Genomic DNA, 14,311 nt, shown 5'->3' on the forward strand with positions numbered 1-14,311 from the left:
GCCTGTTTTAAATCGACAGAAAAAATTGGGAGACGTGACGTGCTAAATCGAGCCGTGATTCTGATCAGTGTGTGCGCAGGGTACTTCGTGCTCATTGCATGTACCGGGTACTTCGTGCGCCGTCATGCTGCGAATAGCAAGGCCTTCGTCACGGGTGGGAAGCACTTCTCGCCTAAGGTGATCGCCGCTCTTCTGGTGTCCGAGTCGATAGGCACGTCGATCACCGTTGGAACTGCGCAGACAGGATTCGAACGAGGACTGACGGCGGCATGGGTGGTGATCGCGCTGGCGATTGGATTCCTGCTGCTCGGCTGGACGCTCGTTGAGCGCTACCGCAGCACCGGGCTGCACACCATCTCGGCGATTCTCGAACAAAACTACGGCCGCAGTGTCCGATACGGCGCTTCGGTCATGACCATATTCTCGTTGAGCATCGTCACGGTGGCGCTCTACGCAGCAGGCGGCGCGCTGCTCGGGGCCATTCTGGGACTGGGGCACGTGACCGCGACGTTGATCGTAGGTGCGGTGGCCATCTTTTTCGTCACCATCGGCGGATTTCGATCCGTGGTCTACACCAATACGCTGAACGCCATATTGAAGTATGTCGGTGTCGTGCTCGCGCTTGCGTTCGCGCTTTCCGCCTCTGGCGGCTACTCCCGGCTACAGGTCGCGTTGCCTGCGCATATGTTCGACGTGATGGATGTGGGGATATCCAAAATCATTGCCTGGGTTCTTGCGGGCAGCGGTGCGATGTTCGCTTCACAGTATGTGATCCAGGGCGTCGTCACGGTTGCCGATGCGCGAGCCGCCAAGCGCGCCTGCTACTACGCTTCCGCCATGCTGGTTCCGTTCGGCATCGGTGTCGCGCTCATCGGGCTATGCAGCGCGCATCTGTATCCCGGGATCCGTTCGATCGACGCGTTTCCCGCCGTCATCGCGCATATGCCGGCGTTCGCGGCCAGCATTGTCGTGATCGGTCTGGCCGGAGCGCTTTTTGGCGGAATCTCCGCGGCCACTGTTGCATCGAGCACGTTGCTGCTGCGAGACTTCTACGAGCTTCGCCGGGCCGGCACAGTCGATGAAAAGCGCTCGCTCAGATTCATTCGGATCGCCACGATTGTCATGGGCATCCTTCCGCTCATCCTTGCGCTGTTTGCCAGCAAGATCCTCTTGATTGCCTTTCTCGGAAAGGCGCTTCGGGGAACACTCGCGGTGCTGATCGTACTGTGCTTTTACGCGCCAAAGTTCGGTACATCGCGCGGTGCGTTGGCGGGTATCGTTCTGTCGACCGTGTCGACCACTGCCTGGTTCGTCGCCGGAAACCCGTTTGGAATCGACAGTTCGTACTTTGCGTTTGTGAGTCCGCTGGTCACCATGACGGTCAGTCATCTGCACCGCCAGATTGGACAACGACGCCGCCCCCCCACTCAGTCACTCCTCTGATGTCGCGCCGTCGATATTCACGACACTTTGCCTTCGCCTCGTGCTTTGAGGCGATTCTGTTATTGTCAATCATATGAACCGTCGCAACGCTATCCAGCAGCTTAAGACGGCGGCGAGCGAGAGGTTTCGATGAGACCGCGAGTCTGCTCGCGGCAGAAGTAAGACACTGCACGACGTCGAGTCGATGCAGAAATCCGCCACCCATTTCCGCAAAGACATGCCCCTGGAGTTAGCTCTGCTCAGCCAATTCGCAGATTCGCCGAGCACGGAGAATAACCGGGCACGAGCGAAAATCCCGCCCCTCGTCTTCTTCAGGAGCCGGCTCAATGTCCGTGGGCTTGGCATCGTTGCACCGTGCCGTGGCCCGGCGCGTTTTCGGATACCGGGCGCGTTCCGAGGTCCGTAAAGGCGCGGCGCTGACCGTCCGCGGCGCGTCGGGTCGTCTATCAGCAGGTAACGCCGCCTCTCATAGTCGGCGCGCGCATGGTCCGACACCGCGCGACTATTCGCACAGCGGCGCAGATATCGCGTTCTACCGGCGCGATCTCGGCGTCGTGGTTGTCAAGCCCGCTACCGAACCGGATCCTGCTGTGAACCTGGACTGGCGATTTCTCGGTTCAGCCTCGGGGCAGACAACATGTCATTGATTCAGAACGGATTTTAATAAGGGCCAGCCGGCAAACCCTCGTCGCGCTTGGACTGGGCTAACCGGAACTTCGCGCGAAAATCAAGACCACCCCAGCGTGGCCGGATCGAAACCGTTCGACATACCGCCGGCGCAGCCAGCCAGAGAGGCCGCAATCGCAACTGCGAAGATTGAAACTTTCATGATGTGAGCTCCCCGGACCTCGATAGAGGTCCACTCCTCCTAAATGCTTGATTCAATATAGGAGGGTCGATGCATAAGGGAAAGCCCCTAGTCCCGACTAATTTTTATCTATGGTTCGAAGAGTGGAATCGCATCATGACATCTTGCAGGCAGGCGCCTGACCTCGGCGCCATCACGCTCAATTTGCTTCGCGAGTTCCGTGCACGAAACGCGCGTCCGTGTCCCGATGCAATCGCGATTTCTGCACGCGGCCATACGCCAGCAACGAAATGCCGCCGAGAATGACGAGCCCGTCGAACGATAAAGAAGGCCGACCAGAAAGCCCGCGATCGTGCCGCCGCCACCCGCGCCGATGCCGTTGATGATGCCCGACGCCGGACCGATCGCCTGCGGCTCAATCGACGATTGCAGGATCGACCAGATGTTCGGCGTATAGCTGCTCGCATAGAGACCGAGCGCCACCGTGATGAGCCCGAGCTTCGCGTAACCGCTCGATACCAGCGGCAGGAGCATCATCAGCACGCCCGGAATCAGCAGGCCGAGCGCGGCGATCAGCACGCGCTTGCCGGTGCGGTCGCTGATGCGCGACATCGGCAGCGCGAGCAACACGGCGGCGATATACGGCAACGAACTCGCGAACGCCTGCGACATGCCGGTGAAGCCCACCGACTGCACCGCGAGCGGAATCCACAGCGCGACGCCCCAAAACAACATGCCTTGTGTGATATAGCTCACGAGCAACAACAGGAATGCCGGACCGCCGAGCGCCGCGAACGTGAGCTTGTTCGCCGCGCCCGATTGCGCTGGCGGCGTGCGATACGGCGCTTCGCTTTCGGGCTTCAGCTTCGCCATGTAGAGCGGAACGACGATCACCAGGCCGATGCCGCCCATCAGAAAGAACATCGAACGCCAGCCGAACGCATGATAGATCGGCGTCAGCACGATGAAACCGAATGCGAGCGCGAGATATTGTCCGTAATACTGGATGATCGCGTTCGCCTTGGTGCGCTCGTCCGGTGCGAACCACGCCTTCGCGAAGCGCGATTGTTGCGGCCAGTAGACGCCTTCAGCCACGCCGAGAATCAGCCGGCAAGCGAGCAGCACCGGCCTCGCCCCGATTCAACCCGTGCTGGAACTCCGTCCGGGATGACGTGTTCGTGGAGTAATCGCTCAGAATGATGTTAGGGAACAGCCAACGAACGTAGACTCCTCCGTCTTTATCCAGGCCGTTACCGGCCGCGTTCTTTTATAAGTGGACTCCGGGTATTCGGCAGATGACTTTAAGTTAGCCTGAAGTGAGTTCTTGCAGATGTAGATGATTCTTCTTCGGCGAGCCGGGCAAATCATCGGCTCGCTTTCGTTTCGCTAGATTGCGCCTTCTCGTTTGAGAACCTCGTGAGCCGCCTTGAATGCACCGAGTCCACATGGAATGCCCGAGTACGCAGTGGCATGAAGCAACGCGGCCTTGATTTCATCGACTGTAAGACCGTTGTTCAACGCGCCTTTGACATGCAGCTTTAACTCTTCCGTGTGTCCTGTCGCGGTAAGCATCGCTAGATTCATCAGGCTGCGCGTTCGGTTATCGAGCGTGGGATCTCCCCAGGCCCATCCCCACGCCCACGAAGTCGTGGCGCGTTGGAACGACATCATGAAATCGTCGGCTTTCGCCATCGACGCATCCACATATTCGGCGCCCAGCACCGCGCGTCGGATCGGCATGCCCTTCTCGAACAGCGCATCGTCGTCTCTCATTTTGGCTCCATTGAAACGTGGATCTGGATGTTAAGTAGCAGCGGGTTCACTTTCAAGCGCGAGTATGCGAAGGAGCGGCACGTCGCGCGTGAGCATGGCGTTTCGATGCAATCGCGTAGTAGACCAGCGCGGAGATAATCAAACCGATCATCCACGAGACATCGGCGCCACCCGCGATGTTTGCCCACACGCCATGGAAATACTCTTCCATGAAGGGGATCTGAATCGCAATTCCGAAGACATAGACACCGATTGCCTTGAAGTTGAAGGATCCATATGCGCCGCCGGTACTGCTGATGATCTCTTCGACTTGATAGGTCTTATTGTTAATCAGATAGAAGTCGACAAGGTTGATCGCAATCCACGGAGCCAACACGATACGCAGCGCGAAGATTGCATTCAGGAAGATCGAGAGGAAGTTGCTCGACGCCCACAATGCAGTTGCGGTCGAAGCAATCAGCAGCGCCGTCGATACAACGATCCGAACGTTGCGCCCCGGAAGCCATTTCGGGCTGAATGTTTGCGCGGCAGTGATGACGGAGAGCACCGCCCCATAAAGATTCATCCCGTTGTGGCCGATGATGTTAATCAGGAACAGGAAGATCAGGACATGACCGAACGCGCCCGTTTGCGTCTGAATGGCCTGCATCGCGTCGGTGCCCTGCCCCGCGCTCACCGCCACTGCGCCGAATATAAACGCGAAGATCGTACCGAGCGAAGTGCCGAAGTACGTGAACGCGAAGACTTTGCCGAAGCCAGTTGACTTGGGAAGATAGCGCGAGTAATCCGACGTATAAGGTGCAAAGCTGATCTGCCAGATCGCGCACAGTCCGAACATTGCGAACCAGTTGGCGAAATCGAAGTGACCTTGATGAAGCGCCGCCGCGGTCAGGTTCGGAATCAGCAGCGCCATGCCGATGAGAAGCGCGCCTCCCATGAACCATGCGCCCACCTTGTTGAAGCGGTGAATCAGGTTATAGCCCAGGACCCCGATAAGCGTGGAGAGGAGCGCGCCAATGACCGGCGCGATCGATTCGGGCACGACGGGGACTGCCGCATGAAGCGTTTTTCCCGAAAGAATGATGTTCGAGACGAAGAACCCGAGATAGATCAGCGTCGTGAATCCCACCACCAGCAGTGATCCATATCGACCGAATTGTGCGCGGCTTTGAATCATCTGCGCGACGCCGACGAGCGGCCCTTGCGCGGACGTCAGCGCATGAAAAATAGCGCCGAAAAACTGGCCGAGCACGATCGCGAGAATCGCGCTCTTGAGATCCAGGTGAAATACCAGTACGGACGTGGCGCCCGAAATGACGGCCAACGGCGCGACATTCGTGCAAAACCATAAAGTGAAAAGGTCATTCGGCTTGCCGTGTCGATGTTCGGGGCCGACATACTCGATCGAGTCGCTCTCAATCGAAAAAACGGCGTTGTCATCCGCTGAGTCTTTCATGGTGTCTCCATCTACTCATAAATGAATTTGCCAGATTAAAGGCCTTGAAACTTCTGCAAGGCTTCTCCAGCACGTTAAGAATATGATGGCATACCATAGTACGGCGTCCCATCGGCGTTAACCCGCCTGACTTTCTTCATATCATTACAAGCAGGTAACGCTACTTGTTGGCGTTTGGAACGCCGCAGCACTAATAATTCCGCATACCTAATTAAAGCAGCCGGACAAAACGCTTACGCCGCACCTGCGACATGCGAATTGGTATGAATGAATTCAGAAGCCTCAGTGTGCGTTTCAAAGATATGCGCGGCGGCCTGGCGAGACGAAAGTGCATCGCCTAGTTTCATGCGCATGAAGGCGCTCGTGGTGTATCGCGTAGTCGTCGAATAGTATTTGCGCTGTAAGCCGGCGACCATTTCAAAGTACTCGTCGGCGAGCGACTCTTCGAGCCGGAAGCCGTCATAGTTGACGATCAACGCCACTCGCCGTCCCACGCGCGCACACATGCCTTCGAAGACGCGTCGCACGCATTCGATGTCGCCGTCAGCGCGAATCGCCATGCCTTCGAAGTTGGCGAACAGGATGTTGCGATCCTCGTCGTAGGTCAGGCGGTCCGTCAGTTGCAAATCCTGCAGAACCGCGGCGAGCCCCATCGGTTTCGGGCGGTAGATACGCGGGTCCATCACCGCGACGTCGGCGATGAGCGGCCGAAACGCCATGTGCGCCAGCACGTCGCGCTCGACATCGATACCCGGAGCCACTTCGATCAATTGCAGGCCTTCGGGTCGAAGCCTGAACACGCATCGCTCGGTGACGTAATACACCGACTGTCCCTTCGCGGCGGCGAGCGGCCCGCTGAACGTGACTTGCTCGACCGCTTCGACAAACTTGCGGGTCCGCCCTTCGGTGACGATTCGCATTCGGCCGTCTTCGACAGCGGTGACGATTCCTCCGGCGGTGAATGTCCCGGCAAACACGAGCCGGCGAGCGTTCTGACTGATATTGATGAATCCGCCCGACCCCGCAAGACGCGAACCGAAGCGGCTGACATTCACATTGCCCATTCGATCGATTTCGGCCATGCCGAGACACGCGAGATCGAGCCCGCCGCCATCGTAGAAGTCGAACTGCTGATTCTGATGCAGCAAGGCCTGAGTATTGATGCCCGCGCCGAAGTCGAGGCCGCCTTGCGGCATGCCGCCGATCACGCCGGGTTCGGCGGTCAAGGTCAGATGATCGAGCACGCGCTCTTCTGCAGCGACGGCGGCCACCGCTTCGGGCATGCCGATTCCCAGATTGATTACGCCGCCCAGCGGCAACTCGAAGGCGCAGCGCCGCGCGATCAGCTTTCTTTCATCGAGCGCCAGAGCTGGAATCTTGTTCACCGGAACGCGAATCTCGCCCGAATACGCTGCGTTGTAATCGGTGGCGTAAGTCTGCTTGTGAGCCGAGGGCGGCGCCAGCACGACGCAATCGACCAGTACGCCGGGAATGACCACGCTGCGAGCGTCGAGCGAGCCGCTCGATGCAAGGCGTTCCACCTGCACGATGACGAGTCCGTTCGCATTTCGCGCGGCCATTGCGGCGGCCTGAGCGTCGAGCATGAGTGCTTCGCGCTCCATCGTGATGTTGCCTTCGGCGTCGGCAGTCGTGCCGCGAATCAGCGCGACGTTGATCGGAAATGCCTTGTAGAAGAGCCATTCCTCGCCGTCGATCTCCATGACCCGCACGATGTCCTGTGTCGTTCGCGCGTTGATCTTGCCGCCGCTTTGTCGCGGATCGACGAACGTGCCGAGTCCGACCTTCGTCAGCGTACCCGCGCGATGCGCGGCGGAGTCTCGATACAGATGCGAGATCGTACCCAGCGGCAGGTTGTAGGCCTGGATGCGATTGTCGGTGGCGAGTTTCCCGAGCTTCGGCACCAGCGACCAGTGACCGCCGATCGCGCGTTGGACGAGTCCTTCGTGCGCGAGCCGATTCAGTCCGCGTTCCTTGCCGTCACCCGGCGCCGCTGCGAAGACGAGCGTGAGATCGCGCGGTCCTTCGGTTTCGATGAAACGCCGTTCGAGCGACGCAATCAATTCCTCGGGCGTGCCGATGCCTACGAAACCCGAGCAACTCACGACATCGCCATTTCGTATCAATGCAATGGCTTCATCAGCGGTAACGATCTTGTCTTGAATCATGGCAGTCTCGGGTGCGCCGGTTGAGCGTCGGCTAATCGGTTAAAAGATAGTTCTGGATGACATCGATCTGCGCGGGGTCCATCAATGCCGGTGCGTGACCGCAATCGGGAAACTCGACTGCGGCTACCCGGCCCGCGGCAGCGGCCGGCCCGCGTTTGAGCATTGCGTCTACCGTGCTGCGTGCCAACAGGTCGGAGTCTTCGCCGCGCAAGATGAGCACCGGGCATTCGATCTTGTCCCAGATGTGCCACAGGATCACGTCGAGCAGAATCGGTATCGCGAAGCGCAATCCGATGCCCGGATCGAAGTGAAAGCGCAAGCTGCCCGCGCCGTCTTCGACCGCGCTGTGCAGGGCGAGATGACGCCACTGCGCATCGCTCAACTTGCCGAACGGCGCGTGCACTTCACGCAGATGCGCTTCGACTTCTTCGACCGAGCCGAAACGCCACGAACGCGTCAGATAGCTGCCGATCCTGCGCAGCGAAGCAGCCGACACGCGCGCACCGAAGTCGTTGAGCACGAGGCGACGTATCGGCGTGCCGCGTTCCGATGCCACCAGCATGCCGATATGGCCGCCGAGCGACGTGCCGACCCAGTCCACCTGATCGACATCGAGTCGCGCGATGAGCGTCGACATCGCCCGCACATAGGCGCGGTCGGTGTAGTGACTCGGCGCCGCGAGCCATTCGCTGCGTCCGCGTCCGGGCAGGTCGGGCACAATCACGCGCATGTCCTGCGCCGCGAGCGACGCGGCCAAGACATCGAAGTCCCGTCCGTTGCGCGACACGCCATGAACACACACGACCGTTCGATCGGACTTCGACGGTCCCCATTCCGCATACGCGAGCTTGTGGAAACCGCCTCGACCGATGACATCGACCTCTCTGAAGCGCGGCGCCACTGCATCGAAGCGCGGCTCGATCTCACGCATCATCGCGCTCGCGCAACCACTCGACGATGCCTTTGCCCAGCACGCCCTGAGACTTGCCGCTCACGAATACGCCGACATGACCGCCGTCGAGTCCGATCTCACGATAATCGTCGCTGCCTACTGCATCGCCGAGCGCCTGAGTCGTCTTCGGCGGAATGATGTGGTCATCTTTCGCATAGACGTTGAGCACCGGCATGCGAATGTCCTTCAGATCGACCGTACGACCGCCGAGTTTGAATTCGCCACGTATGAGCTCGTTGTTCTTGTAGAGGTTGACGAGCAACTGCTTGGCCGCTTCACCTGGATGATGCGGCCGGTCGGCCAGCCACTTCTCCATACGCAGAAAATTGAGCAGCTTCTTTTCGTCGTCGAAGGTATCGAGCAAGCCTACGTTGTACTTCGACAAGGTCGCGCCCGGCGTCATTTGCGAGAAGACGTGGCTCATCAACTCGCCCGGCAAGTTACCGTTCGCTTCGATCAACTGGTCGATGTCATCCTCGCCCAAGCCGCGCGTCCAGAGGTTCAGCAAGCCGTGATTGACGCGGCCTTCGGCCTGGTCCTGATGGAAGTCCACTGGCGTGATCGTCAGAATCAGGTTTTTGATGCGTTCCGGGTAAAGCGCCGCATAACACAGCGAGAAGACACCGCCTTCGCAAATACCAAGCAGGTTGATCGCCGAGATGCCGTGCTCGCGACAGATGAACTCGATACAGTCGTTCAGATAGACATCAACATAGTCTTCGAACGTGAGCCAGCGATCGCTGCGCGTCGGGCTGCCCCAATCCACGGCATACACGTCGACGCCGAGCGCGAGCAGATTGCGCAGCATCGACCGGTCTTCCTGCAGATCGGTCATCGTGTACCGGCCGATCTGTCCATACGCGACGAGCACCGGCACCCCGAGCGTGCGCTCGGCGGTAGGCTTGTATCGATACAGCGTCGTCTTGTCCTCCCGAAACACCACGTCCTTGTCGGCGGTGGCGATCTCTACGTGCTCGTCCTTGATCCGGTCGAGCATCTGCTGTCCGCGGGCGAGTTTCAGGTTGAAGTCGCTGAATTCGGCGATCGCCCGTGCGGCGGTCGATTTCTTGGTGGCAGCCATACGTTCTCTCAGGAATGGACCGGGCGTGTGGCTTTCGATGCCGCGCGTGTCTTTCGAACCGGCTGCGTCGTCTCTTGTTGCGCCGCGTTGTGTCGTTGCAGCAGGCGAATCTGCCGGCGCAATTCGGTTATCGTGCGCTGCATTTCATCGACCTCGGTGCGCGTCGGAATGTGATACGCCTCGCACCATGATTCGGCGATCGCGCGTTCCTTCAACCGATGATCCGACGCCGCGCGCAACATGCGCGTTTGCGCAGCGACGAATTCATCCGACCGGTGCGCCTCGATCAGCGTTTCGTTCGCGATCTTCAACCAGCGATCAATCAGACCGCGCCAGGTCGATGGCGTACCTTCTTCCGATGACGACATCGACTTCATCAAGCGTTCGAGCGCCGTGTTCCAGGCGCGTTGCACGATGGCCTGATAAGCCAGCACGGCCTGATCGCGCTCTCTCGCCTTCTTCTGCAATTCAGCGATCTTTCGATCGAAGTCCCAAAGCGTTGCGTACTTCGGCCCTTCGATCACGCGCTGCAAACCGGCGTCGAATGCGCCCGCGCCGCTGCCGCTCCATCGCGCAGGGGAGAACATCTCGCCCAGCGCTTGCGGCGTCCACGCGTCGGAGCCGGCGCCGATCTTGACGAAGGAAGTCCACTTTTCGATGGACTCTTTCCACGTTTCCTGCAAGTCCGCGAACTGTTCCTGCATGAGCGGTTTCGCGGTTTCTGCCGCTGAAGGATTCATCGACTTGAAGAACGCTTGCTGCATGGCGTTCCATCCTTCGGTCCAGCCTGCGTTGGCGTCGCTCATTCGAACACCACCACCTGTCGGATCGCGCGGCCTTCGTGCAAGAGATCGAAGCCGTGATTGATCTCGTCGAGCGTCAATCGGCCAGTGAGCAGTTTGTCCACCGGCAAACGGCCTTGCTTGTATAGCTCGATGAAATGAGGAATATCGCGCGACGGAACGCACGTGCCGATATAACTGCCTTTCACGGTGCGCTCTTCAGCCACGAGACTCACCGCGGGCATGGGCCAGCGCGCGGTGGAAGGCGGCAAGCCCGCAGTGACGGTCGATCCGCCGCGGCGCGTGATGTTGTACGCGAGGTCCAGCGCGCGGATCGATCCGGCGAATTCGAAGGCGTATTCGACACCGCCCGAACTCAACTCGCGAATGTGCGCGAGCGCATCCTCGCGGCCTGCATTGACGACATGCGTAGCGCCGAGACTCTTGGCCTGCTCCAGTTTTTCATCCGACAAGTCGATCGCGATGATCTGCCGCGCGCCCGCCGCGTGAGCGCCGATCAGCGCCGCCAGTCCCACGCCGCCCAGGCCGATCACGGCCACCGACGCGCCCACTCGAACCTGCGCCGTGTTCACGACGGCGCCTACGCCCGTGAGCACCGCGCAGCCGAATAACGCCGCTTCGTCGAGCGGCACACTCGGATCGATCTTCACCACGGAGCGGCGCGACACGGTTGCATATTCGGCGAAGACAGAGCAGCCAAGATGATGATTGACGACTTCGCCACTGCGAGTAAGGCGGCGTGAGCCGGAAAGCAGCGTACCTGCGCCGTTTGCCGCGGCACCGGGCTCGCACAGCGCAGGCCGTCCTTCGGCACACGGCGCGCAGTGTCCGCAACTCGGCACGAACACGACGACGACGTGATCGCCTACCTGAAGATCGGTGACACCGGCGCCGAGTTCCTGGACGACGCCAGCGGCTTCATGGCCGAGCGCCATCGGCATCGGACGCGGCCGGTCGCCGTTGATCACCGATAGATCCGAGTGGCAAAGCCCCGCCGCCGCGATCTTGATCGACACTTCGCCCGGTCCGGGCGGAGCAAGCTCGATGTCTTCGATTTTCAGAGGACGGGAAACCGCATAGGGAGCCGTCGCGCCCATAGCCTCCAAAACAGCAGCTTTGATCTTCATTCTGTTAGTTCCATTAGATAGTTACGAGCGCACGGACGAGCTTGAGCCTCACCTCGCTCATCGCATGACGAATGGATCGACGATCGGTTCGTCGGAGGTTCGAATCCAGACGGACTTCGTTCGCGTGTATTCCATCGCCGCATCGAAACCGCCTTCCCGTCCCAGCCCGCTCAAGCCATAACCGCCGAACGGCACGATGGGCGAAACGACGCGATAGGTATTCACCCAGACGATGCCTGCGCGCAGTGCACGCGAGAGCCGATGCGCGCGCGTCAGGTTCGTCGTGAAGACGCCCGATGCAAGTCCATAGCGCGTGTCGTTGGCTATGGCGATGGCTTCCGCTTCGGTATCGAACGTCACGACGCTCAGCACCGGGCCGAACAACTCGTTCGTCACACTCGGCACTTGCGTGTTGGGGCAGTCGACGATCGTGGGCTGGAAATAATAGCCACGGGTTTTATCGGAAGGCTGGCTTCCGCCGGTTGCCACTCGGGCGCCCGCTTCGACGCTATCCTTCAAGACTTTCTGGATATGTTCGAGTTGCCGGCGAGTCGCCAGCGGACCCATTTCCGTGGCCATATCCTGAGGATCGCCGATTCGAATCGCTTCCGCCTTCTCGACAAGCTTCGCCACGAAAGCATCGTGAATGCCGCGTTGAATCACCAGACGCGATCCGGCGACACAGCTTTGCCCGGTCGCCGCAAAAATACCCGCGACGACGGCATTGCATGCGCTTTCGATATCGGCATCGTCGAACACCAGTACCGGCGATTTGCCACCCAGTTCAAGCGACATCGCCGCGAGGTTATCCGCCGAGTTCCGCACGACATGACGCGCCGTTTCGGGTCCACCGGTGAACGCAATCTTCGACACGAGCGGATGGCTCGTGAGCGTGCGTCCGCATTCGTTGCCGAAACCCGTCACGACGTTGACGACGCCTTTCGGGAAGCCCGCTTCGTGGACCAGCCGCGCGAATTCGAGCAATGGAGCGGGACCGTCTTCGGACGCCTTGAGCACGATCGTGCAGCCAGCGGCGAGCGCCGGTCCCACTTTCACCGCCGAAAGAAACAGTTGCGAATTCCACGGCACGATCGCGGCCACCACGCCGACGGGTTCGCGACGCACCGTGACTTCCATATCGGGCTTATCGACGGGAAGCCACGCGCCCTGCATCTTGTCGGCAATGCCCGCGTAATAGCGGTAATACTCCGCGACATAGCCGATCTGCGCTCGCGTCTCGCGAATAAGCTTGCCGGTATCCCGCGTTTCGAGTTCCGCGAGACGAGGCGCATGTTGCGCCACCAGATCCGCGAGGCGATATAGCAGCTTGCCGCGCGCGGTCGCGTTCAGATTCGCCCACGCCGGGTCCATGAAGGCACGGTGCGCCGCCTGCACCGCGCGGTCCACATCGTCCGCGCTGGCGGATGGCATATGCGCCCAGACTTCGCCTGTGGAGGGATCGATGCTATCGAAGTGTTCCTTCGCGTCTTCGAATGCACCATCGATATATTGCTGAAACCGCTGCACCATGTCGGCCGCTCCTGAATTGAAGAATACGATTCGCGTTCGCCTTATCGCGTCTGGAATGCAGGCATAACCTTGTCGATGAACAATTGCAGCGACTTCTTCTTGCGCTCGAAACTCATATGGCTGTCGAGCCAGAAGCTGTACTGGTCATAGCCAAGTTCTTCATAGCTTTTCAACCGCGCGATGACATCGGCTGCTTGGCCGATCACCAGATTCTTTCGAATCGACTCGGCGGAGTATTGCGGGAACATATCGACGTCCGCTTCCGTGAGCTGCTCGATAAAGCCTTGCTCGACAGGACGCTCGTTCTTGAACCACTTGCTGAAGTAGCGATAGAACCGCGCAAGATCTTCGACACCTGCGTCGACTTCCGCCGCATCTTCGCCGACGAACGTGTGCATCAGCATCATCACTTGCGGACGCGGAACATCGGGATGCGCGGCGCAAGCGGCGTTGAAGCGTTCCATGAGGCTCGCGACTTCGGCATCACCCGCAGCGAGCGACGTGACTTGCACGTTGCAGCCGTTGGCCACCGCGAAGGCATGCGAACTCGGATCACGCGCGGCGAGCCACAACGGCGGATACGGCTGCTGAATCGGACGCGGCACCGGCGTGGTCGAAGGCCACGACCAGAATTCACCCTGATGCGCGTAATCGCCCTTGAACAGTTTGCGCAGCGCCGGCACGAGTTCGCGCATGCGCGCGCCAGCGCTCATTGCGTCGAGGCCCGGCAAAAGCCGTTCGTATTCGAATGAGTAAGCGCCTCGCGCGATGCCGATATCGAGCCGCCCGTTACTCGCGACATCGACCATTCCTGCTTCACCGGCAAGCGCGATCGGATGCCAGAAAGGAGCGATAACAGTGCCCGTTCCAAGACGAATCTTGTCCGTCTTCGCGGCGAGATAAGACAGATTGACGAAGGGATTCGGCGCGATCGTGAATTCCATCGCGTGGTGTTCGCCAATCCAGGCCGTCTCGAAGCCGCCGCGCTCGGCGAGCTGCACGAGTTCGGTCATCTGGTCGAACAATTCGCGATGCGACGTCTTGGTGTCGTATCGCTCCATATGCAAAAACAAAGAAAATTTCATCTCGTCTTCTCCACTGATTGTTCACGTCGTGCCCAATCACTCACCTCGTGTCGCGCTCGACTTTCTT

General features: G+C 59.7%; 12 protein-coding genes. 2 read left to right on the top strand and 10 right to left on the bottom strand.

Annotated features, from left to right (window positions below):
- The first annotated feature begins 39 nt into the window (after positions 1 to 39).
- A complete protein-coding gene (locus AWB79_RS20490) occupies positions 40 to 1,443 on the top strand; it encodes a sodium:solute symporter family protein (protein ID WP_061169276.1) in 1,404 nt (467 codons plus the stop codon).
- A 326-nt stretch (positions 1,444 to 1,769) separates the two neighbouring features.
- Entirely contained in the window at positions 1,770 to 2,090 is a 321-nt protein-coding gene (locus AWB79_RS39585; protein ID WP_157695810.1) for a hypothetical protein, read from the top strand.
- 290 nt (positions 2,091 to 2,380) lie between these two features.
- Here AWB79_RS39585 and AWB79_RS20495 read toward each other — a convergent pair whose 3' ends face one another.
- The 10 genes from AWB79_RS20495 to AWB79_RS20540 form a co-directional block, all read right to left on the bottom strand.
- Complete coding sequence (locus AWB79_RS20495; RefSeq protein WP_061169277.1) at positions 2,381 to 3,376, bottom strand: MFS transporter; 996 nt, start codon at positions 3,374 to 3,376, stop codon at positions 2,381 to 2,383.
- 261 nt (positions 3,377 to 3,637) lie between these two features.
- Positions 3,638 to 4,024, bottom strand: coding sequence for a carboxymuconolactone decarboxylase family protein (locus tag AWB79_RS20500; RefSeq protein ID WP_061169278.1), 387 nt, complete (start codon positions 4,022 to 4,024; stop codon positions 3,638 to 3,640).
- 52 nt (positions 4,025 to 4,076) lie between these two features.
- Positions 4,077 to 5,480, bottom strand: a complete 1,404-nt coding sequence (locus tag AWB79_RS20505) for a purine-cytosine permease family protein (RefSeq protein ID WP_061169279.1) — start codon at positions 5,478 to 5,480, stop codon at positions 4,077 to 4,079.
- Positions 5,481 to 5,713: 233 nt separating this feature from the next.
- Entirely contained in the window at positions 5,714 to 7,666 is a 1,953-nt protein-coding gene (locus tag AWB79_RS20510; RefSeq protein WP_082862402.1) for an acyl CoA:acetate/3-ketoacid CoA transferase, read from the bottom strand.
- Positions 7,667 to 7,697: 31 nt separating this feature from the next.
- Complete coding sequence (locus AWB79_RS20515) at positions 7,698 to 8,600, bottom strand: alpha/beta fold hydrolase (RefSeq protein WP_232470951.1); 903 nt, start codon at positions 8,598 to 8,600, stop codon at positions 7,698 to 7,700.
- Positions 8,590 to 9,699, bottom strand: a complete 1,110-nt coding sequence (gene phaC, locus AWB79_RS20520) for a class III poly(R)-hydroxyalkanoic acid synthase subunit PhaC (protein WP_061169280.1) — start codon at positions 9,697 to 9,699, stop codon at positions 8,590 to 8,592. The genes AWB79_RS20515 and phaC overlap by 11 nt, the downstream gene beginning before the upstream one ends.
- Positions 9,700 to 9,707: 8 nt before the next feature.
- The gene (locus tag AWB79_RS20525; protein ID WP_061169281.1) at positions 9,708 to 10,505 is read right to left on the bottom strand and encodes a poly(R)-hydroxyalkanoic acid synthase subunit PhaE; all 798 of its coding nucleotides are present in this window, start codon (positions 10,503 to 10,505) and stop codon (positions 9,708 to 9,710) included.
- A complete protein-coding gene (locus AWB79_RS20530) occupies positions 10,502 to 11,629 on the bottom strand; it encodes a zinc-dependent alcohol dehydrogenase family protein (RefSeq protein WP_061169282.1) in 1,128 nt (375 codons plus the stop codon). The genes AWB79_RS20525 and AWB79_RS20530 overlap by 4 nt, the downstream gene beginning before the upstream one ends.
- Before the next feature lie 57 nt (positions 11,630 to 11,686).
- The gene (locus tag AWB79_RS20535) at positions 11,687 to 13,159 is read right to left on the bottom strand and encodes an aldehyde dehydrogenase (protein ID WP_061169283.1); all 1,473 of its coding nucleotides are present in this window, start codon (positions 13,157 to 13,159) and stop codon (positions 11,687 to 11,689) included.
- Positions 13,160 to 13,200: 41 nt separating this feature from the next.
- Entirely contained in the window at positions 13,201 to 14,244 is a 1,044-nt protein-coding gene (locus tag AWB79_RS20540; protein WP_061169284.1) for an LLM class flavin-dependent oxidoreductase, read from the bottom strand.
- Between the last annotated feature and the right edge of the window lie 67 nt (positions 14,245 to 14,311).

It is taken from the genome of Caballeronia hypogeia (assembly GCF_001544875.2).
Classification (GTDB): Bacteria; Pseudomonadota; Gammaproteobacteria; order Burkholderiales; family Burkholderiaceae; genus Caballeronia; species Caballeronia hypogeia.

Coding starts and splice junctions, on each gene's coding strand:
- AWB79_RS39585 (WP_157695810.1), top strand. CDS start 1,770: ATGTCCGTGGGCTTGGCATCGTTGCACCGTGCCGTGGCCCGGCGCGTT.
- AWB79_RS20500 (WP_061169278.1), bottom strand. CDS start 4,024: ATGAGAGACGACGATGCGCTGTTCGAGAAGGGCATGCCGATCCGACGC.
- AWB79_RS20505 (WP_061169279.1), bottom strand. CDS start 5,480: ATGAAAGACTCAGCGGATGACAACGCCGTTTTTTCGATTGAGAGCGAC.
- AWB79_RS20510 (WP_082862402.1), bottom strand. CDS start 7,666: ATGATTCAAGACAAGATCGTTACCGCTGATGAAGCCATTGCATTGATA.
- AWB79_RS20515 (WP_232470951.1), bottom strand. CDS start 8,600: ATGATGCGTGAGATCGAGCCGCGCTTCGATGCAGTGGCGCCGCGCTTC.
- phaC (WP_061169280.1), bottom strand. CDS start 9,699: ATGGCTGCCACCAAGAAATCGACCGCCGCACGGGCGATCGCCGAATTC.
- AWB79_RS20525 (WP_061169281.1), bottom strand. CDS start 10,505: ATGAGCGACGCCAACGCAGGCTGGACCGAAGGATGGAACGCCATGCAG.
- AWB79_RS20530 (WP_061169282.1), bottom strand. CDS start 11,629: ATGAAGATCAAAGCTGCTGTTTTGGAGGCTATGGGCGCGACGGCTCCC.
- AWB79_RS20535 (WP_061169283.1), bottom strand. CDS start 13,159: ATGGTGCAGCGGTTTCAGCAATATATCGATGGTGCATTCGAAGACGCG.
- AWB79_RS20540 (WP_061169284.1), bottom strand. CDS start 14,244: ATGAAATTTTCTTTGTTTTTGCATATGGAGCGATACGACACCAAGACG.